The organism is Kitasatospora sp. NPDC058492 (assembly GCF_042720685.1).
Taxonomy (GTDB): Bacteria; Actinomycetota; Actinomycetes; order Streptomycetales; family Streptomycetaceae; genus Kitasatospora.
Genome location: NZ_JBHXMU010000017.1, coordinates 48521 through 69591 on the forward strand (window position 1 = coordinate 48521; position 21071 = coordinate 69591).

Below are 21071 nucleotides of genomic sequence, written 5' to 3' on the forward strand. Positions count from 1 at the left end.
GCTGCCGGCACCGCCCTCGGACCCGCTCGGGTCAGCTGCTGCGGACCGCGCGGCCGACCATGGCGCCGGCGTGGGAGAAGTCACCCGCGCCGAGCCGGCCGGCGGCGACCATCAGGGCGTGCAGGCGGGACGACAGGTGCAGGTCGGCCGAGCGCGCAGCGTTGGTCCAGCCCTTGGCGCGCAGTTCCTTGGAGATCAGCGAGTAGTACCGCAGCTCCTCGTCGAAGCGCTTGCCGTCCTTGACCCGGTTCGAGGAGTCGCTGGCCTGGTGGCGCCGGTAGCGGAACACCTCGCGCTCGTCGACCAGCAGGTTGCCGCCCTCCATCAGCATGTCGACCATGAACGCCAGGTCGTGGATGGCGTCGATGTCCGGGCGGTACGGGATCTTCGACAGCGCGGACTGGCGGTAGGTGAGCGACGGCGTGTACAGCCAGTTGCCGGACAGCAGGCTCTTCACCGCGGCCTCGCCGCTGATCACCCCGGCCTTGCGGGCCGGCGCGCTGATCCGGCGCTTGACCTTGTCGCCGATGCCGAGCGAGGGCACCAGGGTCCCGTCGCTGTCCATCACCCGCACGCCCGGCTGGACGGCGATCGCGTTCGGGTCGGCCCGCAGGCGCTCCAGGACGACGTCCAGGTAGTCGGGCTCCAGCAGGTCGTCGGCGCCCATCATCGAGACGAACTCGCGCTCGGCCAGGGTGGAGGCCTTGTAGGTGTTGCCGTTGGGCCCCAGCCGCTCCGCGTTGCGGATGTACCGGATCCGCTCGTCGTTCAGGCTCTCGATGTACTGGGGCGCCCGGAAGCCCGGGTACTGGTCGTCCACGATGGTCAGCCGCCAGTCCTGCTGGTGCTGGGCCCGGATGCTGTCGATGGTGGCGAACAGGTACTCCGGATCGCCGTAGTACGGGATGACGAAATCGACGCTCATGACGGCGCCGCACCTCCTGGTCCTGGATCACGCTTCGGTGCCGCCCGGCCGCGGCCAGCGGGCGCCCCAAGTCAACCAGCTTTGCCGGGCCCGTGCGTCAGCCGGTCGGCCCACACCGGCTCCGGGGGGCGGAAACCGGGTGTACAGAGGCCGCCAATCGGAAATTCTGGCACAAGGAAATACGCCCACCGGGCGGCCGGGGGATGAATGAACTCGGTAATGTCCGGATTTTCCGGAGCCCAAAAAGGCGGCACCTATTGGCGCCCCCTTCTTCCACAACGGATGAACGGGCGTCACCGTTCGGCTCGGTGGCCGACGGTCGACGGGATCGTTCGCCGGCCTCTCCGGCGGCACGCTCGCCCGCACGGCTGAGGGCCGGCACCCCGTCGGGGGTGCCGGCCCTCAGGCCTCGTGCCCTGTCGCGTGGAGCGCGATCAGTGGTCGGAGCCGACCGGAGCGTCGAGGCGGTCGTTGTTGTGGCGGACGCCCTCGGTGATGGCGACCGTACGGGCCAGGTCGGTGAGCTTCTTCTCCAGCGACCGGAAGCGCAGGTAGGTGTTGAGCGTCAGGAAGCCCATGGCGATGACCATCAGGTAGAGCACCAGGTCCGTGCCACGGCCGACGCCCAGCGCGGTGGCCAGCTTGGTCACGCCGGCCGGCCACAGGATCGCGATGACGTTGGCGACGACGAAGAGCGAGAAGGCGATGCGCTTCCACGCCCGGGTGTTCGCGGCGTCCCAGCGCCGGACGAACAGGAGGGCCATGCCCACGGCGGCCAGGACGAGGATCAGCTGGATCCAGAGGTGATTCATCGGCGGTTACGCTCCCGCAGCGAGATGTCGAAGAGGATGTTCACGCCGTTGATCAGGGACTGGCCCTTGGCGCGCGAGTAGTCGGTGTAGAGGATGTCCACCGGCACCTCTGCCACCCGGAGGTCCGAGCCGGCGAGGAAGGAGACGATCTCCGAAGCGTGGGCCATGCCGTTCATGGTGATCCGGATGCGGCTGGCCGCCTCCCGGTTCATCACGCGCAGACCGTTGTGCGCGTCGGTGAGCTTGAGCTTGCGGGCGGTCGGGCTGACCGCGGCGGCGGTGCGGAGCACGACCCGCTTGATCCACGGCACCTGGCCGGTCTGCTCGATGAAGCGGGAGCCGAGCACGATGTCGGCCTCGTCCTGGCGCAGCAGCGCCACCATCTTCTCCACGTCGGCGGTCTGGTGCTGGCCGTCCGCGTCGAAGGTGGCGAAGTACTCGGCGCCCTCCTGCTCCAGCGCGTACTTCAGGCCGGTCTGCAGCGCTGCGCCCTGGCCCAGGTTGACCGGGTGCCGCACCAGGTGGGCGCCGGTCGTCATGACGTGCTTCGCCGTGTCGTCGGTGCAGCCGTCGTCGATCACCACGATGTTGGGGAAGGTCTTGCGTGCCCCCTCCACGACCTCGGCGATCACCTGGCCTTCGTTGTAGGCCGGGATCACCAGCCAGACGTTGTCATAGTCGGACACAGGGGCTCCATGCTTGGCGAACGGCACGGCGTCGCGTGCCTCGGTCTGTCTGTCGGTGGTGATCACGGGCGTCGTCGGCCAATCACAGTCCGGTCCCCCACCGTCACGAGGTCCGCAGCGGTTCGGCCGCGCTCCTGCTGTCCAGCCCGGAGTGCCCGGAGGCGGCAGGGCTGGAGGGGAACGCGCGGTACAGCGCCCACAGCATCAGGACGGCGCTGACCAGCGCGCCGGCCAGGTACGCGAGCTCGGCACGGAGACCGACGTCGCCCGGGGAGAGGGCGACCGCAACCAATGCTACGGAACCGGCCGTCCAGCCCACCAGCTGTCGGCGGTGCTGGGCGCTCGACATCAGCGCCTGGCCGAAGACCGTCGCGAGGACGTAGCAGAGCGTGCCGAGGACGAGCCAGGTGAAGTCCAGCGGGTTGAGCAGGTCCTTGGCGTTGAAGAGCAGCGGGTTGAGCCAGGCGCCGAGCGCGATGACCGGCAGCCCGCCGCCGATGCACATGGCGGCGACGATCGCCGTGGTGCGGGTCAGCACCTTGCGGAACTCGGCGTGGTCGCCGGCCGCGGTGGCACCCGAGAGCGCGGAGACCATGGAGGCCTGGAGGGCGCTGTAGGCGAAGAGCGGCACGCGGGCCATCACCACGGCCTGGCCGAGGGCGAAGACCAGGGCGTCGGACGCCTCGGAGTGCTTCGGCGCGAGCAGGCGCACGCAGACGACGGTCGCGTTCACCACCAGCTGGCTGAGCATCACGGAGCCGATCAGCAGGCCGAGCCCGCTGGTGAGCTGGCGCCAGGACACCTCCGGCCCGGGGGCGCGGTCGGCGAGGATGCCGCGCAGGCCGATCAGCGAGGCGGCGACCGGGGCGACCACCAGGATCAGGCCGAAGGCCAGTGCCGAGTGCAGCCCGAGGACGGCGGTCAGCGCGGCCAGCCCGATGCGCAGGGCACCGTCGACGGCCAGCTGGGTGCCGTAGGGGCCGAACAGCCCGAGGCCGGCCAGCGCACCGCGGGAGACCGAGCTCACCGCGAGGCCCGCCATGCCGCCGGCGAGGGCCACCACGAGGGTCCGGTCGCCGCCGAACAGCTGGTCGGCGATCGGGCCGGCGGCGGCCGCCAGCACGGCGCAGGCCGCGGCCAGGATCGCCAGGGCGAGCAGCAGCATCCGCCGTACCGCGGGCAGTGCCCCCGCCCCGGACACCTTGCGGGCGGCGACCAGCCGCGTCAGCTCCAGTTCGACGGGCTGGAACAGGCCCCACCCGACGGACATCACGATCGTCCAGAGCATCGTCACCCTGGCTGCGCCGGCCGTGCCCAGGCTGTAGCCCACGAGCGCCATGTAGACGTACGCCGAGGCGCCGAGCACGACCGTCCCACCGACCACGAGCCGGGCCCCCGGGGGTAGCACCCCGAGCAGCTTGGCGATCGGGTTCTTCATCACATGATCACCGAATTAACCGGCCGACCTTGCCACACGTCTCCGCACGAGGCCGGCCCGGCCGTGCGATTGCTGTGAATAGTAGCGGGTAGCCGTGAACGTCCGATGACGGTGGGCCCCACCCTCAGACCCCCGGGAAGGTACGGGACCACGGCTCCGTCCACAGGTTCTGAGGATCGCTCAGCACCGTCACCGTGACACCCTGCGCCGCCAGGTCCCGCTTGATCCGGTCGCCCACGGAGCGGTCGGCGGTCAGGATGGTCGGCGGGACGGGCGCGGCCGGGAGCTTGTCGATGGCTCCCTTGAGGCGGCCCAGAGACTTCTGGTAGTCCTCCTCCTTCACCTGGGGGCCGCCGATGGACACCCAGTGGATGTCGTACAGCGCCGTCATGTCGCCCCCGCGCCGGTTCAGCAGCGAGGCGAGCCAGGTGGCCTTGAGGTTCTTGTAGTCGTCGTTGGCGAAGAGCGCGATCACCGGGCCCTTGCTCGATATGTCGAGCGCCTGCGCGCCCTTGGGGCCCATGTCCCCCTTGAACTCGCCGCGTCCCCAGGCCACCAGCGGGTTGCCGGACCAGGCGGACGGGTTGTCCTTGGTGGTCAGGAAGCCCCACTGCACGTTGGCGAAGAGGCTGAGCGCGGCGGCGACGGCGAGGCCGGATATCGCCAGCTCGCCGAGGCGGCTCGGCAGCGTGCGGCCCGTCCCCCGGTACGGGCTCTGCAGCATGGCCCCGACGGCGCCGAGGGATATCAGGCTGACCACGACGCCCACGGCCGTCATCTTGTGGAAGTAGTACGAGTACTTGCCGATGGTGTGCAGCTGGTAGGCGGCGAAGGCGCTGAGCAGCCCGCCGGTGCCGAGCAGGACCGCGAGGTGCGCCTGGCCGACGGCCGTCCGGCGGTTGCGCGGCATGACCGCGGCCAGCAGGCCGAGCAGCCCGCCGCCGATGAGTATGGAGCGGTCGGCCCCGACGCTCGGGCCGTTCATGTTCGAGGCACCGGCCACGTCGAGGTTGCCCAGCACGGACAGGACGCTCGGCAGCGCGGCCACGCCCAGCGCGCACGCCAGCGCGCCGGCGGTCCACCACCAGCGCCCGGCGAACTTGCGCCGGTGCGCCACCAGCGCGCCCAGCAGTGCCACGCCGACGAAGGCGCCGTAGATGTTGTACGCGTAGGTGACGGTGATCAGCCCGGCCGACGCGGCCAGCACGAACTCGGTGGTGCCCATCGCCGGCCGGATCATCACGGCCAGCGCGAGTGCGATCAGCAGCAGCCCGATGAAGGTCGAGTCGAAGCCGTGGACCATCAGGTCCATGTAGTTGCTCGCGAACATGATCGCGCCGACGGTCGCGCACACCGCCGCGCAGCGCCAGCCGCGCAGCCGCGGCCCGCCGATCCACCGGGCCGCCCAGACCAGTGCGGCGCAGAACAGCGCGTACCCCACCAGCAGGTACAGGAAGTACCGGTTCATGGTGTAGAGCATGTCGCCGGAGTCGGCGGCGGAGTGGACGAGGGTGTCCGTCCAGGCCAGCAGGAAGTGGGAGCCCTGCGGGTACGTCACCTCGGACGGCGGTATCAGGTAGGACCGGGCCGCCTCCTGGTGGAGGAAGTTGAAGCCGCCGACGTTCTGGATGCCGGAGAAGAAGGAGAAGTGCGCGAGCCGGTCCTCCGACGTGGCGAAGTAGGCGACCCGCTCGGCCGCCGACGTTCCCGCGATCGGGTGGAACAGGTAGTGCCAGACGCCGTAGCCGGTGCCCAGGACCAGCAGGTCGGACCAGCGGAAGCGCAACGGCAGGCGCGGGCCGCGGCGGGCGGCCCAGGCGGCGACCGTCACCACGCTGAACATCAGGCCGCTGGTGGCGACCGGCGAGAGGCCCCACGGCCAGAGCGAGAAGAGCAGGCCGAACGTCAGCACCGAACCGGCGAGCACCAGCCCGGCGACGAACAGCCGGTCGAGCAGCACGCCGCCGACCCGGAGCACGGCGGCTATGGAGAACAGCAGCAGCGGCAGCAGCAGGACGCCCAGGTCCAGCGCGACCAGCCCGGTCGGCACCAGCCAGGACAGGGCCAGCCCCCCGGCCAGGACGAGCGGGTTGCGCCTGGACCGTCCACTGGTGATCGGCTCGGGCGGCGGCCCCGGCGGTGCGGTCGGACGTTGAAGCTCGCGCTCAGGCGAGGAATGTACGGTCGACACGGTGCCGTGCCCCTTCGGTCAAGTCCCTGCCGCCCGTCTCCCCGGCCGGGTGCGGACTTCCACTACCGTCAGCGGGCAGGCTACGAGCCACAGCATACCGAGGGGCCCGTCGGCACGACGGGCTGAGGGGGCCGGGTGGACGGTCCGCGAACGGCCGGTAACGGGCGCCGTCGAGCGCCGGTTCAGCCCCGGAAGACCCAGATCTTCAGCAGCACGAACCGGGCCACCGTGGCCAGGCCGTTGGCGGCGACCAGTCCGGCGACCTCCACCGGCCGGGAGGCGTTCGGCGCCACCTGGTCCAGCAGGGCGAGCACGCCCGCGCTGAGGCCGAGCCCGATCAGGAAGGCCACCGCGCCCTGCAGCTGGTGCCGGACCATGCCCTGCGAGCCGGTGACCCCGAAGGTGAAGCGGCGGTTGGCCGCGGTGTTGGCCACCGCGCTGACGGCCAGCGCGATCAGGTTCGCCGCCTGCGGGTCGGTGAACCACCGCGCGGCGACGAACAGCGCCAGGTAGAAGACGGTGCTGAGCACGCCGATGACCAGGAAGGACGGCAGCTGGCGGCGGGTCGACGGGGCCGGCTCGGCGGGCTCCGCCGGTTCCTCGGTGACGGTCACCGGCCCGGGCCCCGCGTGTCGCCGTGCGCCGCGTCGTCCTGCGCCGGTTCGTCGTCGGCCGAGTCGTAGCCGACGAAGTAGGTCGGGCGGGCCTGCACCGCCGAGTAGATCCGGCCGACGTACTCCCCCAGCAGTCCGACGCAGATCAGCTGCACGGCGCCGATGAAGAGCATGCCGATGAACAGCGAGGACCAGCCGGGCACGGTCGCACCGAGCGCGTACGAGAGGGTGGTGTAGACCGCGAGGGCCAGGCAGACCACGAAGCTCACCAGGCCCAGCCAGGTGGCCAGCCGCAGCGGGGCGGCGGAGAAGTTGGTCACGCTGTCCAGTGCGAGCCGGACCATCTTGGACAGCGGGTAGTGGGTGCCGCCGGCCACCCGCTCCTCCCGGACGTACACCACCTCGCCGCTGGGGAAGCCGAGCCACGGCACCAGCAGCCGGTAGACGGGCTGGTGCTCGGGCAGCTGCTTGAGGGCCTCCACGGCCGCGCGGCTGAGCAGGCGGAAGTCGCCGGCCTGGTTGGGCATCCGCTTGCCGACCAGCTTGCGCATCAGCCAGTAGTAGGCGCCGGCCGTCCGGCGCTTGAAGGCGGTGTCGGTGGCGCGGTCCCCGCGCACGCCGTAGACGACGTCGAAGCCCTGCTCGCGGGCCAGGTCGAGCATCTCCGGGATCTTCTCCGGCGGGTCCTGGAGGTCGGCGTCGATGCTCACCACGTAGTCGCCGCGCGCCCGGTGGATGCCGGCGGTGAGCGCGGCCTGGTGTCCCGAGTTGCGGGCGAAGCGGACGATGCGGAACTCCGGCCAGTCCTGCCGGACCTTCTGCAGGACGACGGGGGTGGCGTCCGTACTGCCGTCGTCGACGCCCACGACCTCGTAGTCGACCCCGAGCCCGTCCAGGATCGGCCGCAGCCGCTCCACGGTCAGCGGGAGCGCCTCCTGCTCGTTGTAGATCGGCATCACGACCGACAACAGTGGTGCCGTTGGCATGCGTTGGATCCCACTTTCCGCGACGGCGGGCTGGACGGTCGCCCGACAATAACAGCCGGCCATGAGCAGGCTGTGAGAGCGGGTGAAGGCCTGATGAAGGCCGAAGGGCTCCGCACACCTGGGTGTGCGGAGCCCTTCGGTTCGCCTGTGCGGGACAGACAGGTCAGAACATCAATTACTTGATGATCTTGGTGACCTGGCCGGCGCCCACGGTGCGGCCACCCTCACGGATGGCGAACTTCAGGCCCTCCTCCATGGCGATCGGCTGGATCAGCGCGACCGTCATGGCGGTGTTGTCGCCCGGCATGACCATCTCGGTGCCCTCGGGGAGGGTCACGACGCCGGTCACGTCCGTGGTACGGAAGTAGAACTGCGGGCGGTAGTTGTTGAAGAACGGGGTGTGACGGCCACCCTCGTCCTTCGACAGGATGTAGGACTGGGCCTCGAAGTCGGTGTGCGGCGTGACCGAACCCGGCTTGATGATGACCTGGCCGCGCTCGACGTCCTCGCGCTTGATGCCACGGAGGAGCAGACCGACGTTCTCACCGGCCTGGCCCTCGTCGAGCAGCTTGCGGAACATCTCGATGCCGGTGACCGTGGTGGTGGTCTTGGTCTCCTTGATGCCGATGATGTCGACAGTCTCGTTGACCTTGAGGATGCCACGCTCGATACGACCGGTGACGACGGTGCCACGACCGGTGATCGTGAAGACGTCCTCGATCGGCATCAGGAACGGCTGGTCCACGGCGCGGGCCGGGGTCGGGATGGCCTCGTCCACGGCGGCCATGAGGCCGAGGAGCTTCTCGCCCCACTCCTTGTCGCCCTCCAGCGCCTTCAGCGCGGAGACGCGGACGACCGGCAGGTCGTCGCCCGGGAACTCGTACTCCGAGAGGAGCTCGCGGACCTCGAGCTCGACGAGCTCCAGGATCTCCTCGTCGTCCACCATGTCGGCCTTGTTCAGGGCGACGACGATGTAGGGGACGCCGACCTGGCGGGCCAGGAGGACGTGCTCCTTGGTCTGCGGCATCGGGCCGTCGGTGGCGGCGACGACGAGGATCGCACCGTCCATCTGGGCCGCACCGGTGATCATGTTCTTGATGTAGTCCGCGTGACCCGGGCAGTCGACGTGGGCGTAGTGACGCGCCTCGGTCTGGTACTCGACGTGCGCGATCGAGATGGTGATACCGCGCTGCCGCTCCTCCGGCGCCTTGTCGATCTGGTCGAACGGCGTGAAGGGGTTGATCTCCGGGTGAGCGTCGTGCAGCACCTTGGTGATGGCCGCGGTAAGGGTCGTCTTACCGTGGTCAATGTGACCAATGGTGCCGATGTTGACGTGGGGCTTCGTCCGCTCGAACTTCGCCTTCGCCACTGCAGTCCTCCTGAGGACAGTTCTGTACGCCGTGCTGACGTCAGTTGGTCTTTGATCGGGTTTGGGCCCGAGGTGCCGGAAGCACCTCGCACCGTCCCGCGGGGTGGGGGCCGGAGGCCCCCCGGGAGAATCCGACCGGATTCTCCCGGGACGCCTCCTAATAGCCTAAGGGTTCACAATCGTCCCGAAATATCGGGACGGCCGCGGCCTCGTAGGGAACCGGCTGGAGCCGGTCCTTACTCGCCCTTGGCCTTGGCGATGATCTCCTCCGCCACGGCCTTCGGAACCTCGGCGTACGAGTCGAACTGCATCGAGTAGCTCGCGCGACCAGAGGTCTTGCTGCGCAGATCACCGACGTAGCCGAACATCTCGGAGAGCGGCACCAGCGCCGTGACGACGCGGGCACCGTGACGCTCGTCCATGGACCGGATCTGGCCACGGCGAGAGTTGATGTCACCGATCACGTCGCCCATGTAGTCCTCGGGCGTGGTGACCTCGACGGCCATCATCGGCTCGAGGAGGACCGGCTTGGCCTTCCGCGCGCCTTCCTTGAACGCCATCGAACCGGCGATCTTGAACGCGAGCTCGGACGAGTCGACGTCGTGCGCCTGGCCGTCGAGCAGCTTCACGCGGACACCCTGCAGCGGGTAGCCGGCGAGGATGCCGAACTCCATGGCCTCCTGGCAACCGGCGTCGACCGACGGGATGTACTCCCGCGGCACGCGGCCACCGGTGACCTGGTTGACGAACTCGTAGCCCTCGGCCTGCTCGAGCGGCTCGATCGCGATCTGCACCTTGGCGAACTGACCGGAACCACCGGTCTGCTTCTTGTGGGTGTAGTCGATGCGCTCGACGGCCTGACGGATCGTCTCGCGGTACGCGACCTGCGGCTTGCCGACGTTGGCCTCGACCTTGAACTCACGCTTCATACGGTCGACCAGCACCTCAAGGTGCAGCTCGCCCATACCCGCGATGATGGTCTGGCCGGTCTCCTCGTCCGTGTTGACCTGGAAGGACGGGTCCTCCTCGGCGAGACGCTGGATGGCAACACCCAGCTTCTCCTGGTCACCCTTGGACTTGGGCTCGATCGCGACGCGGATGACCGGGGCCGGGAAGTCCATGGACTCCAGGATGACCGGGGCCTTCTCGTCGGACAGCGTCTCACCGGTGGTGGTCTGCTTCAGGCCCATGACGGCGACGATGTCGCCGGCGCCCACCGACTCGATCTCCTCACGCTTGTTCGCGTGCATGCGGTAGATCTTGCCGATGCGCTCCTTCTTGCCCTTCACGGCGTTCAGCACCGAGGTGCCGGACTCCAGGCGGCCGGAGTAGATCCGGACGAAGGTGAGCTTGCCCAGGTGCGGGTCGGACATGATCTTGAACGCCAGCGCGGCCAGGGGCTCGTCGTCCGAGGCCTTGCGGGTGATCTTGGTCTCCGGGTCGTTGGGCTTGGTGCCCTCAACCGACTCGATGTCCAGCGGCGACGGGAGGTACTTGACGACCGCGTCGAGCAGGGGCTGAACGCCCTTGTTCTTGAACGCGGTACCGCAGAAGATCGGCGTGAAGGCCGACTCCAGGGTGCCCTTGCGGATCGCCTCGTACAGCAGCTCCTCGGGGACGTCCTCGCCCTCCATGGCGAGCATCATCACGTCATCGCTGACGTTCGACACCTCGTCCAGGAGCATCTCGCGGTACTCGTTCGCCTGCTCCTGCAGCTCGGCCGGGATGTCGACGATGTCGTACATCTCGCCCTTGGCGGCCTCGGCGGACCAGACCAGCGCCTTCATGCGGACAAGGTCGACAACGCCCTTGAAGTCCGCCTCGGCACCGATCGGGAGCTGCATGACCAGCGGGGTCGCGCCGAGGCGGTCCACGATGGTCTTGACGCAGAAGAAGAAGTTCGCGCCCGTGCGGTCCAGCTTGTTGATGAAGCAGATGCGCGGGACGCCGTAGCGGTCAGCCTGCCGCCACACGGTCTCGGACTGGGGCTCGACACCGGCGACACCGTCGAACACCGTCACGGCACCGTCGAGGACGCGCAGCGAACGCTCCACCTCTACGGTGAAGTCGACGTGACCCGGGGTGTCGATGATGTTGATGGTGTTGTCGACGTCGTCGACCGTCCAGTGACAGGTCGTCGCGGCCGACGTGATCGTGATGCCGCGCTCCTGCTCCTGCTCCATCCAGTCCATGGTGGCAGCGCCATCGTGGACCTCACCGATCTTGTACGAGACGCCGGTGTAGAACAGGATCCGCTCGGTGGTGGTGGTCTTGCCCGCGTCGATGTGCGCCATGATCCCGATGTTGCGGACCCTGGCGAGGTCAAGGGAGGTTGCAGCCATGGTGGCTCGTTCTCTCTCTGTCTAGTGACGGGGTAGGGACTACCAGCGGTAGTGCGCGAAGGCCTTGTTGGACTCGGCCATCTTGTGGGTGTCCTCGCGACGCTTCACGGAAGCGCCCAGGCCGTTGCTGGCGTCGAGGATCTCGTTCATCAGGCGCTCGGTCATGGTCTTCTCGCGACGGGCGCGGGAGTAACCGACCATCCAGCGCAGCGCCAGGGTGCTGGCGCGGCCCGGACGGACCTCGACCGGAACCTGGTAGGTCGCGCCACCGACACGGCGGGACTTGACCTCGAGGGCCGGCTTGACGTTCTCCAGCGCGCGCTTCAGCGTCACGACCGGGTCCGAGCCGGTCTTCTCACGGACGCCCTCAAGGGCGCCGTAGACGATCCGCTCGGCGGTGGAGCGCTTGCCGTGCAGCAGGATCTTGTTGACCAGCTGGGTGACGACCGGGGAGCCGTAAACCGGGTCGATGATGACCGGGCGCTTCGGGGCGGGGCCCTTACGAGGCATTCTTACTTCTCCTTCTTGGCGCCGTAGCGGCTGCGAGCCTGCTTGCGGTTCTTGACACCCTGGGTGTCAAGCGAACCGCGGATGATCTTGTAGCGGACACCAGGAAGGTCCTTCACACGACCACCGCGCACCAGCACGATGGAGTGCTCCTGCAGATTGTGGCCCTCGCCCGGGATGTAAGCGGTGACCTCGATCCCGCTGGTGAGGCGCACACGGGCGACCTTGCGGAGAGCCGAGTTCGGCTTCTTCGGGGTGGTCGTGTACACACGCGTGCAGACCCCACGACGCTGCGGGGAACCCTTCAGCGCGGGAGTCTTGTTCTTCTCGACCTTGTCCTGCCGGCCCTTTCGGACCAGCTGCTGGATCGTAGGCACCGTTTCTCCGTTTTCTGTGTGCCAAGGCTTGGTAAAACTAACCTGCGGTGATCCCCCGCACACGGCCCCGTGGTCGACCCACGCGGTCGGGTGTGTTGGGCTTATTCCGACACGGAATCCCATGAGCTGATGTACAGCGACGGCGCTCAACGCGCGGGGCGCTGGAAGGCGCTCCGGCTCGGCGCGGCGACCGGTGTGCATGCACGCACAAGGACCCGGGGACACCCCAGGCACAAGGTCAGAGCGTACCTAGCGCATCGGGCGCGGTCAAAACAAATGCAACGCCGCAGGTCGCGACCTTCGGCCGGATGTCCCAGGAGTGTCCCGGACGCGACCACCCGGTGTCGGACCGCCCTCCACCCGCTCTACCACAGCCCGTCGACCGCCGCCACCGGGGCGGGACGCGCCCGGGGCGGCCCGCTCAGACCGGCACCTGCAGCACCACCAGGAGCAGCAGCGTCCAGAGCGCGCAGCCCGCGTAGCCGAAGAGCAGGCCGAGGGTGGAGACCCAGTCGCCGGCCCGGTCGTGGCGGCTCAGCTGGGCCTTCGCGACGTGCCCGACGACCACCGCGGGCAGCGAGAGGCCGGTCAGGCCGAGGAGCAGTGAGGTGACCGCCAGCCCGTTGGTGGAGCGAACCGGCGGCGGGGGCGGCGGGAGGAAGGTCGCCGGGACGGGCGGGGCGGCGAAGGCCATCGGCGCCGGCATCGGGCCGGAGGGCAGGTCGGACACCAGCCCGGCCAGCTGGCCGTAGGTCTGCGCGGCGGAGGCCTGCTCGTGGCGCTGCTCGTACTCCTCGGCGGAGAGCCGGCCCTCGGCGAACGCGGCCTTCAGCACGTCGATCGTCCGGTCCCGGTCCGCGTACCCGGCACGCATCCCCGCGTGGAACCCGGGCTGCGGTACGGGCTGCGGGACGGACTGCGGTACGGGCTGGGGCTGCCGGCCCCCGTCCGGGCGGCGATCCGGCTCGCCGGGGTCCGAGGCTCCCCACGGTTGAACGGCCATCCGCACCTCCCGGCACCCGGCGCGGCCCCGCGCCCCTCGCTGTCCCTCACTGCCCCTCATAGTGCAGGACGAACGGCACAGCTGAGTAGTTGCCAATTCCAGCCCGGCACCCGCCGTAACGCGCCGTCCGGACGGCGCGCCTCACCCGTTCGGCCCACTCCCTCAGGGGATCCTCAACTCTGGAGACAGCCCGTTTCCGCAGTGACAGGCTGAGTCCGAGACACCCATCCGCCAGCGAACAGAGAAGGCCGCCATGCAGGCGTCAGCGCCGCCGCCGTCCGACCACCCCGCACCCGTTCCCCCCTCCGCCGTTAGCATCCAGGGGCTGTGGAAGCACTTCGGCGGCCAGGCCGCCGTCGCCGGACTCAGCCTGGAGCTGCCGGCCGGCTCCTTCATCGGCCTGGTCGGCCCGAACGGCGCCGGCAAGACCACCACGCTGTCCATGGCCACCGGCCTGCTCCGGCCCGACCAGGGCACCGTCCTCATCCACGGCGGCGACGTCTGGGCCGACCCGGTCGCGGTCAAGGCCCGGATCGGCATCCTGCCCGAGGGGCTGCGGATGTTCGAGCGGCTCAGCGGCCGCGAACTGCTGCAGTACAACGGGCGGCTGCGCGGCCTGCCCGGCGCCGAGGTGGACCGCCGCGCCGAGGAGCTGCTGGCCGTCCTGGACCTCGCCCGCGACGCCGACAAGCTGGTCGCCGACTACTCCACCGGCATGCGCAAGAAGATCGGTCTGGCCGCCGCGCTGCTGCACAACCCCGACGTGCTGTTCCTCGACGAGCCCTTCGAGGGCGTCGACCCGGTCTCCGCGCAGACCATCCGCGGCGTGCTCAAGCGGTACGCGGCGGCCGGATCCACGGTGGTCTTCTCCAGCCACGTGATGGAACTGGTCGAACAGCTCTGCGACTGGGTCGCCGTGGTCAACGCCGGCCGGGTGATCGCCCACGGCCCGCTGGACACCGTGCGCGGCGGGCGCAGCCTCCACGAGGCCTTCCTCGGCCTGATCGGCGTCCGCGAGGACGACGGCCAGGCGCTCGGCTGGCTCGGCGGCGGAGCGGCCGGGAACGCGCCGGCCGGCGGCGGGCAGCTCGGCGGACAGGCCGGCGCGCAGGCCGGCGGACAGGCCGGCGCGCAGCTCGGGGGCGGGCAGTGAGCACCGCCCCCGCGGCCGCCCGCACCCCGGTGCCCGACGGGCGGACGGTGGTCCGCGCCCTGGTGGCACTCAAGCTGCGGCTGCTGCGCAACGGCCTGCGGCGCAGCCCCGGCCGGACCGCCGTGTACGTCATCGGCGGCGTCCTCGGCCTGGCCTTCGCGGCCGGCATCGCCTTCGCCCTCGCCATGATGAACGGGCGCTTCGACGGCTCCGGGGACGCCGGGGTGATGCTGCTCGGCGTGCTCACCCTCGGCTGGGCCGCGCTACCGCTGTTCCTCTTCTCCAGCGACGAGAGCGCCGACCCGACCCGGCTCACCATGCTCCCGCTGCGGCCCGGCCCGCTGCTGCGCGGCTCGCTGCTGGCCGCGCTGATCGGGCCCGGCCCGCTGGTCAGCCTGGTGCTGGTGACCGGCGCGGCGCTGTCCGGTGCCAACGGCGGGGCCTCGGCCGCGGCCGCGCTGGTCGGCGTCCCGCTGGCCGTGCTCTGCCTGGTCACGCTCTCCCGGGCGGTCGCCGCCGGCAACGCCCGGATGCTCTCCAGCCGGCGCGGCAAGGACTTCGCGATCTTCGGCGGACTGCTGTTCGCCCTGCTCGTGCAGGCCGCCAACGTCGGCTCGCAGAGCGTCTTCGGCCGGCCTGGGGACCACCTCGACCTCAGCCCGCTGGCGCCGATCGCCTCCGTGCTGCGCTGGCTGCCGCCGGTCGGCGCGGCCGACGCGGCCCGCACCGCCGGCGAGGGACGGTACGGGCTGGCGCTGTTCCAGCTCGCCGCGGCCGCGGCGCTGCTCGCCCTGCTGCTGCGCTGGTGGCGCGGCAGCCTCCAGGAGCTGATGGTCACCGCCGACTCCTCCACCCTGGAGGTGGCCCGCGGCGCGCAGAGCTCGCGCGGCTGGAGCTTCCTGCCCGAGGGCCGGGCCGGGGCGGTGATGCAGCGCCACCTCCGGTACGCCTGGCGGGAGCCGCGGGCCAAGGCCGCGGTGTTCACCAGCATCGGCATGACGCTGGTGATCTGCGTGCTGTCGATGGTCCAGGGCTGGTCGAGCGTCTACCTGCTGGCGATGACCGGGATGTTCCTCGGGCTGCAGATGCTCAACCTGTTCGGCATGGACGGCTCGGCGTTCTGGATGGTCGCCGCCACCCTGCTCACCCCGGCCGACGCCCGGGACGAGCTGCGCGGCCGGGCCTACGCGGTGCTGTCGTACGCCGTCCCGGTGACGCTGGTGCTCGGGCCCGTGCTGGCCGCAGCCACCGGCGACTGGGCCGGCCTGCCGTCCGCACTCGGCCTCGCGCTCGCCCTGCTCGGCTGCGGCGTCGCGCTCGGCGCGACGCTCAGCGTGCTCGCGCCGTACACCATGCCGGCCGACAGCAATCCGATGCGCAACGCCGCCCCCGGGCAGGGCGGCCTGGTGCTGGTCAACCAGTTCGGCTCGCTGTTCGGTGTGGCGTTGCTCTCCCTGCCGGTGAGCGGCTACCTCGGCTGGGCGCTGCTCTCCGCCGGCCCGACCTGGCCGGTCCTGGTGGTCGGCCCGCTCTACGGCGCCCTGATCGCCGCCCTCGGCATCCGTTTCGCGGCCGGGCGGCTGCTGGAGCGCGCCCCGGAGATCCTGGCCAAGGCCGTCGAGCGCTGAGTCGCCTGCGTCACCCCGGAGCGCCCGGTCCCGTCGAAGGGGCCGGGCGCTCCGGCATCATGGGCGGGAGGGCCGGGCCGTCGAGGAGAGCAGGGACACACCGTGGGCAAGCGCGCGCAGCAGGACGGGGACGGGGGCGCCGGCCCACTGCTGGAGCAGGCGGTGCGATCGGTGCTGACGGCCCCGGACGAAACGCTGGACCTCGCCCTGGACACCGGGGCGTCGCTGCTCGCCGCCTCGGCCGGGCAGTGGCCGGCGGTCAGCCGGGCGCTGCTGGGGTACACGGACACCGCCGTCGGCCGCTGCTGGTCCGCCGGGTGGCGCCCGGCCGACCTGGCCCGGGTGGTCCGGCGCGGGCTGAAGCCCGTCCACCTGGCCCTCGCGGTGGACCTGATCGCCGCCGAGGGCCGTCGGCACCCCGCGGCCGCCCTCGACCGGCGCTGGCACGAGCAGCTGCGCGAGCTGGAGGCCGAGGTCTGGTGGCCCGGCGACGAGCAGTACCTCGGCGCCTTCGCCGACCGTCACCGGCTGGACCGCTTCGCGCTCGCCACCGCCGCCCTGGAGCTGCTGCGGACCTGGGGCCGGCTGCCGCCGATCTCCCCGGTCGGCCCCGCGCCCGGCCGGCGGCCGCAGACCGATCGCACCACGGGCCCGCAGGCCGAACGCACCACGGGCCCGCTGACCGGCGAGCCGCGGATGCTGGCCCGGATCCGGGCGCTGCTGGCCAAGGCCGAGTCCACCGAGTACCCGGAGGAGGCCGAGGCGCTCACCACCAAGGCCCAGCAGCTGATGGCCCAGCACAGCATCGACGACGCGCTGCTGGCCGCCACCGGCGACGACCGGAACACCCCGGCGGCGCTGCGGATCGGCGTGGACAACCCGTACGAGAGCCCCAAGACGATGCTGCTGGACGCCGTCGCGGCGGCCAACCGGTGCCGGGCGGTGTGGGCCAAGGAGTTCGGCTTCTGCACCGTCGTCGGCTTCGACGGCGACCTGGACGGCGTCGAGCTGCTCTACACCTCGCTGCTGGTGCAGGCCACCCACGCGCTCAACAAGGCCGGCTCCCGCCGGGACTCGCGCAGCAAGGCGTTCCGGCACTCCTTCCTCGTCGCGTACGCGGCGCGGATCCGCGAGCGGCTGACCGCCGCCACCGAGCGCGCGACCAGCGCCGCCGCGGCCGGCCGGCACCTGCGCGAGGACGGCACCGAGGAGCAGCTGCTGCCCGACGAGCGGCTGCTGCCCGCGCTCGCCGCCCGCTCCGAGGCGGTGGACGACGAGGTCGGCCGGCTGTTCCCCAAGCTGGTCTCGCAGCGGGTCCGGGTGAGCGACGGAGTGGGCTGGGCGGCCGGGCGCGCCGCCGCCGACCGCGCCGCGCTGCACGGGCGCGCCGGGCAGATCCGCCGGTAGACCTGATAGAACGTATCCCGCCATGAACCAAGGGGGATCGACGTGACGGAGTCGGCGGCCGAATCGGGATACCGCGACCGGGTGCGCGGGGCGCTGCTCGGCGGGGCCGTCGGCGATGCGCTGGGCTGGCCGGTGGAGTTCCAGCAGCTCCACCAGATCCAGCAGCGGTACGGGCCGGACGGCGTGACCGGGCTGCCGGCCGGTACCGGGCCGGTCGAAGTCACCGACGACACCCAGATGACCCTGTTCACCGCCGAGGGCCTGATCCGCGCGTTCGTCCGCGGCTGGACGGGCGGCGGCGGCTCGGTGCCGGAGGCCGTCCACGCCGCGTACCGGCGCTGGCTGCTGACCCAGCGCCAGGGCTCGCCGGACACCGCGCCGCAGCCCCGCCCGTACGACGGCTGGCTGCTGACCAGGCCCTTCCTGTACGCGTCGAGGGCGCCCGGCAACGCCTGCATGAGCGGGGTGGCCGAGCACCCGGAGTTCGAGTCGCCGTCCGTGATCGGGCAGCCGGGGCCGATCAACCCGGAGTCCAAGGGCTGCGGCACGGTGATGCGCTCGGCGCCGTTCGGGCTGGCCCGGCTGGGCGTCGAGCTGTCCTTCGGGCTGGCCGTGCAGTGTGCCCAGCTCACCCACGGGCACCCGACCGGCTACCTCTCGGCGGGCGCCTTCGCGGCGCTGGTCGAGCGGCTCGCCAACGGGACCGAGCCGTGGGCGGCGGTCGGCGAGACCGTGGAGCAGATCCGCGAGCTGCCGGGGTCCAAGGAGACGGTGCAGGCGCTGGCCCGGGCCGTCCGGGTGGCCCAGGAGTCGCAGCCGACGGCGGAGTCCGTGGAGCGGGTCGGCCTCGGCTGGATCGCCGAGGAGTGCCTGGCCATCGCGGTGTACTCGCTGCTGGCGACCACACTCGAACCCGACCCGGTGCGCAGCGCGCTGCTGCTGTCGGTGAACCACTCCGGGGACAGCGACTCCACCGGCGCGGTCTGCGGCAACCTGGTCGGCGCCGCGTACGGCGCCTCGGCGCTGCCCGCCGAGTGGGCGGGGGCGGTCGAGGGCCGGGCCGAACTGCTGCGGGTCGCGGACGACCTGCTGGTGCTGTTCGGCAGCCGCGACCCGGCCCACCCGGCGCTCGGCGGGCGCTACCCGGCCTGGTGACGCCCGGTCCTCCTCCGGCTGCTTCGCCTGCTTCGTCCGCTTCATCTGCTTCGTCCGCTTCGCCTACGGGTCGGCTCAGGAGGCCTGCGGGTCGGTGACCTGGCCGAGGAACAGCGGCCGCCCGTCGGCGGTGTCGCGGATCAGGAACAGGAACGGCCGGTCGATGTGCAGTTGGACGGACTCCGGCGCGGCCGGCGCCGCCATCGCCGCCACCCCGGCGCCGCTGCCGGCCGCCGCGACCGTGCCGTCCTCGTTCACCTCGACGGTGGCCTTCTGCACCACCGCGCCCAGGCCGAGCGGCTCCTTGGCGGTGATGCCGGTGAAGTCGGGCGCGTCGAAGGCCGCCTTGACGCCGAGTGAGCGCAGGGCGGGGACGAGGTCGTTGGCCGTGTCGAAGTGGAACCGCGGCAGGGTCAGGTCGACGGACCGCTCGCCGAGCCCGCCGAGGATCCGGTCGAGCTGGGCCTGGTCCAGGCCCTTGCTGAAGGCCGCGTACCCGCCCTGCGCGGGGACGATCAGATCCATCGCCAACCCACCTCCCGCGTAAGGGAGTTCGATGGCCTGCCAGGGTTCGCCGACGATGCCGCCGGAGCCCTCGGCGTACCGGAGGGTGCCGGTGCGGCTCATCGTGCTCACCGCCGGGGTGGAGCCGTCCAGCCGGTGGAAGGGGCGCTCGGAGGTGTTCGCGGGCTTGAACCCGGAGGCCCACGCCGCCTTCAGGTAGAGCGCGTCGGTGAGTGCCAGCCGGGTGTCGGCGGTGATCTGCTGCGGGCCGAAGAGCTCCTTGATCCGCCCCTCGGTGGCCTTCTCCACCGCCGCGTTGATGCTCCCGCGGGCGCCGGCCGGGTCCCTGGCGAAGTCGACGGGGTGCACGCCGGTGTCGAAGGCGGCGGCGAGCGTGTCCAGGTAATCCGGGGCGACGGCCAGGCCCTGCTGCGTCCACAGGGCGTCGGAACGGCGCAGGACGACCTGGTCGCCGCCGGCCCGGCTCCCGCTGTCCGGCGCGCCGACGGCGAGGGCGTACTGCCGCGGGTCGAGCCCGGTGTGCAGGGCCTTGGCCAGCTCCTCGGCGGTGGCACCGCGCGCCCCCGGCAGCAGCATCCCGAGCACGCTCGCCAGCCCGGCCGGCGAGACCACGACGTTGCGCCCCGCCCCGTCCGGCGTCGCGGTCAGCACGTGCAGCAGGTCCAGCCCGAAGGCGCTGGTCCCGGCCGCCACCGCCGCCACCTGCCCCGGATCCACCGCCGCCCGGCTCCCCGACGCCGAGACCCGTACCACCACGGGCCCCCCGCCCGCCGCACTCCCGCACCCGGCCAGCGCCGGGCCGACCGCCAACCCGGCGGCGAGAAGCAGCCCCACCCGACGGCGGGAACGGCGATGCCCTGCGGTGCTGCGCTTCGTCATGGCCCTTCGACGCACCACCCCCGAACCCGGTTCCACCCGGGCCCGGAACGCAGGTTGTGGAGCTCAGTCCCAGAGCGCCCCGAGCGCGAGCAGCTCGTCCCGGTACTCGATCCGCTCCACCCACTCCTGCGGCCAGACCGACTCCCCGTGATGGGCCCCGGCGAAGGCGCCGGTCAGACAGGCCAGGGAGTCCGAGTCGCCGCTGGAGTAGGCGGCCCGGCGGACGGCGGACACCGGGTCGTCCGGCAGCAGCAGAAAGCAGAGCAGGCCGGTGGCGAAGGCCTCCTCGGCGACCCAGCCCTCACCGGTGGCCAGACACGGGTCCGCTTCGACGTCGGGCGCGGCGAGCGCGGCGTCCAACTGGTCGAGCACGGCCAGGCAGTCGTCCCAGCCGCGGGCGATGACGTCCTGCGGCGAGCGACCGTACCAGCGCGCGGAGAGGTCGCCGAGCCAGAACTCGTCGTACCGCTCGCGGCTCGCCAGCGCGTACGCCCGCAGCACCGCGGGCAGGCCGGCCGGCGGAACGCCCTCGGCGAGCTTGCGGATGGCGTACGCGGTGAGGTCACTGGCGGCGAGTGCGGTCGGGTGCCCGTGGGTGAGCGCGGACTGCAGCTGCGCGGCGCCCGCGAGCTGGCGGGCGTCGAGTTCGCGGATCAGTCCGACCGGAGCGACCCGCATGTTGGCGCCGCAGCCCTTGGAACCGACGTCGCTCGCCTGCTGCCAGCGGTACGCGGGGCGGCTCAGCCGCTCGCAGGCTCGCAGGCAGGTCATGCCGGGAGCACGGTTGTTCTGCGGGGAGCGCCACCAGTCGACGAACTCCTCGCGAACGGGCCGCTCCAGCCGTAGCGGGGTCAGCGGCCCGCGCTCCAGGGCAATGCGCAGACCACGGCCGAGGGCGAGGGTCATCTGGGTGTCGTCGGTGACCAGCGCCCTTCGGGGCAGCGGAAGTTGCCGCCAGTCCGGGTGGTCGTCGGCAATCATCTCTACCGTCTTGAACTCGGTCACCCGGCCGATCGCATCCCCGATCGCCAGCCCCAGCAGTGACCCCGTCGCCTTGCCCACAGCTCTCCCCCG

The 21071-nt window shown here is 71.4% G+C and carries 18 protein-coding genes; 4 read left to right on the forward strand and 14 right to left on the reverse strand.

Annotation, left to right across the window (positions count from 1 at the left end; genetic code table 11):
• Window positions 1–31 precede the first annotated feature (31 nt).
• The 12 genes from ACFWPI_RS13885 to ACFWPI_RS13940 all read right to left on the reverse strand — a co-directional run bounded on the left by ACFWPI_RS13885 (window position 32) and on the right by ACFWPI_RS13940 (window position 13250).
• Complete coding sequence (locus tag ACFWPI_RS13885; protein WP_063348963.1) at window positions 32–925, reverse strand: glycosyltransferase; 894 nt, start codon at window positions 923–925, stop codon at window positions 32–34.
• 434 nt (window positions 926–1359) lie between these two features.
• A complete protein-coding gene (locus tag ACFWPI_RS13890) occupies window positions 1360–1737 on the reverse strand; it encodes a DUF2304 domain-containing protein (protein WP_063348962.1) in 378 nt (125 codons plus the stop codon).
• Entirely contained in the window at window positions 1734–2423 is a 690-nt protein-coding gene (locus tag ACFWPI_RS13895) for a glycosyltransferase family 2 protein (RefSeq protein WP_063348961.1), read from the reverse strand. The genes ACFWPI_RS13890 and ACFWPI_RS13895 overlap by 4 nt, the downstream gene beginning before the upstream one ends.
• Before the next feature lie 103 nt (window positions 2424–2526).
• Window positions 2527–3861 carry a hypothetical protein gene (locus ACFWPI_RS13900; RefSeq protein WP_380369559.1) on the reverse strand — a complete coding sequence of 445 codons (1335 nt, stop codon included), beginning with the start codon at window positions 3859–3861 and terminating at the stop codon, window positions 2527–2529.
• Window positions 3862–3985: 124 nt separating this feature from the next.
• The gene (locus tag ACFWPI_RS13905) at window positions 3986–6052 is read right to left on the reverse strand and encodes a hypothetical protein (protein ID WP_380369561.1); all 2067 of its coding nucleotides are present in this window, start codon (window positions 6050–6052) and stop codon (window positions 3986–3988) included.
• A gap of 182 nt (window positions 6053–6234) precedes the next feature.
• The gene (locus ACFWPI_RS13910; RefSeq protein WP_063348958.1) at window positions 6235–6666 is read right to left on the reverse strand and encodes a GtrA family protein; all 432 of its coding nucleotides are present in this window, start codon (window positions 6664–6666) and stop codon (window positions 6235–6237) included.
• Window positions 6663–7652 (reverse strand): glycosyltransferase family 2 protein, encoded by a 990-nt coding sequence (locus ACFWPI_RS13915; protein ID WP_380369563.1) that lies wholly within the window; start codon window positions 7650–7652, stop codon window positions 6663–6665. Before ACFWPI_RS13915 ends, ACFWPI_RS13910 begins: the two co-directional genes overlap by 4 nt.
• A gap of 175 nt (window positions 7653–7827) precedes the next feature.
• The gene (gene tuf / locus ACFWPI_RS13920; protein ID WP_063348956.1) at window positions 7828–9021 is read right to left on the reverse strand and encodes an elongation factor Tu; all 1194 of its coding nucleotides are present in this window, start codon (window positions 9019–9021) and stop codon (window positions 7828–7830) included.
• A 236-nt stretch (window positions 9022–9257) separates the two neighbouring features.
• Complete coding sequence (gene fusA, locus ACFWPI_RS13925) at window positions 9258–11363, reverse strand: elongation factor G (RefSeq protein WP_063348955.1); 2106 nt, start codon at window positions 11361–11363, stop codon at window positions 9258–9260.
• 39 nt (window positions 11364–11402) lie between these two features.
• Complete coding sequence (gene rpsG, locus ACFWPI_RS13930; RefSeq protein ID WP_030055803.1) at window positions 11403–11873, reverse strand: 30S ribosomal protein S7; 471 nt, start codon at window positions 11871–11873, stop codon at window positions 11403–11405.
• Window positions 11874–11875: 2 nt separating this feature from the next.
• The gene (gene rpsL, locus ACFWPI_RS13935; RefSeq protein ID WP_014144289.1) at window positions 11876–12247 is read right to left on the reverse strand and encodes a 30S ribosomal protein S12; all 372 of its coding nucleotides are present in this window, start codon (window positions 12245–12247) and stop codon (window positions 11876–11878) included.
• A gap of 421 nt (window positions 12248–12668) precedes the next feature.
• Window positions 12669–13250 (reverse strand): DUF1707 domain-containing protein, encoded by a 582-nt coding sequence (locus ACFWPI_RS13940; RefSeq protein ID WP_380369567.1) that lies wholly within the window; start codon window positions 13248–13250, stop codon window positions 12669–12671.
• 253 nt (window positions 13251–13503) lie between these two features.
• Here ACFWPI_RS13940 and ACFWPI_RS13945 point away from each other — a divergent pair, with 253 nt between their 5' ends.
• The 4 genes from ACFWPI_RS13945 (at window position 13504) to ACFWPI_RS13960 (ending at window position 18593) form a co-directional block, all read left to right on the forward strand.
• Window positions 13504–14403 (forward strand): ABC transporter ATP-binding protein, encoded by a 900-nt coding sequence (locus ACFWPI_RS13945; protein ID WP_380369570.1) that lies wholly within the window; start codon window positions 13504–13506, stop codon window positions 14401–14403.
• Window positions 14400–16031, forward strand: a complete 1632-nt coding sequence (locus tag ACFWPI_RS13950) for a transporter (protein ID WP_380369574.1) — start codon at window positions 14400–14402, stop codon at window positions 16029–16031. Before ACFWPI_RS13945 ends, ACFWPI_RS13950 begins: the two co-directional genes overlap by 4 nt.
• A 102-nt stretch (window positions 16032–16133) precedes the next feature.
• Complete coding sequence (locus tag ACFWPI_RS13955; RefSeq protein WP_380369577.1) at window positions 16134–17438, forward strand: DUF2786 domain-containing protein; 1305 nt, start codon at window positions 16134–16136, stop codon at window positions 17436–17438.
• A 42-nt stretch (window positions 17439–17480) separates the two neighbouring features.
• Window positions 17481–18593 carry an ADP-ribosylglycohydrolase family protein gene (locus ACFWPI_RS13960; RefSeq protein ID WP_380369580.1) on the forward strand — a complete coding sequence of 371 codons (1113 nt, stop codon included), beginning with the start codon at window positions 17481–17483 and terminating at the stop codon, window positions 18591–18593.
• A 75-nt stretch (window positions 18594–18668) separates the two neighbouring features.
• Here the strand turns inward: ACFWPI_RS13960 and ACFWPI_RS13965 are convergent, their stop codons facing one another.
• Together ACFWPI_RS13965 and ACFWPI_RS13970 are read right to left on the reverse strand one after the other, a co-directional pair.
• Window positions 18669–19835 carry a serpin family protein gene (locus tag ACFWPI_RS13965; protein WP_380369583.1) on the reverse strand — a complete coding sequence of 389 codons (1167 nt, stop codon included), beginning with the start codon at window positions 19833–19835 and terminating at the stop codon, window positions 18669–18671.
• A 225-nt stretch (window positions 19836–20060) separates the two neighbouring features.
• Complete coding sequence (locus tag ACFWPI_RS13970) at window positions 20061–21059, reverse strand: ADP-ribosylglycohydrolase family protein (protein WP_380369586.1); 999 nt, start codon at window positions 21057–21059, stop codon at window positions 20061–20063.
• Between the last annotated feature and the right edge of the window lie 12 nt (window positions 21060–21071).

Excerpts from the sequence above, each read along its gene's own strand:
- ACFWPI_RS13885 (WP_063348963.1), bottom strand. The coding sequence starts at position 925 with ATGAGCGTCGATTTCGTCATCCCGTACTACGGCGATCCGGAGTACCTG.
- ACFWPI_RS13890 (WP_063348962.1), bottom strand. The coding sequence starts at position 1,737 with ATGAATCACCTCTGGATCCAGCTGATCCTCGTCCTGGCCGCCGTGGGC.
- ACFWPI_RS13900 (WP_380369559.1), bottom strand. The coding sequence starts at position 3,861 with ATGAAGAACCCGATCGCCAAGCTGCTCGGGGTGCTACCCCCGGGGGCC.
- ACFWPI_RS13915 (WP_380369563.1), bottom strand. The coding sequence starts at position 7,652 with ATGCCAACGGCACCACTGTTGTCGGTCGTGATGCCGATCTACAACGAG.
- fusA (WP_063348955.1), bottom strand. The coding sequence starts at position 11,363 with ATGGCTGCAACCTCCCTTGACCTCGCCAGGGTCCGCAACATCGGGATC.
- rpsG (WP_030055803.1), bottom strand. The coding sequence starts at position 11,873 with ATGCCTCGTAAGGGCCCCGCCCCGAAGCGCCCGGTCATCATCGACCCG.
- ACFWPI_RS13940 (WP_380369567.1), bottom strand. The coding sequence starts at position 13,250 with ATGGCCGTTCAACCGTGGGGAGCCTCGGACCCCGGCGAGCCGGATCGC.
- ACFWPI_RS13945 (WP_380369570.1), top strand. The coding sequence starts at position 13,504 with ATGCAGGCGTCAGCGCCGCCGCCGTCCGACCACCCCGCACCCGTTCCC.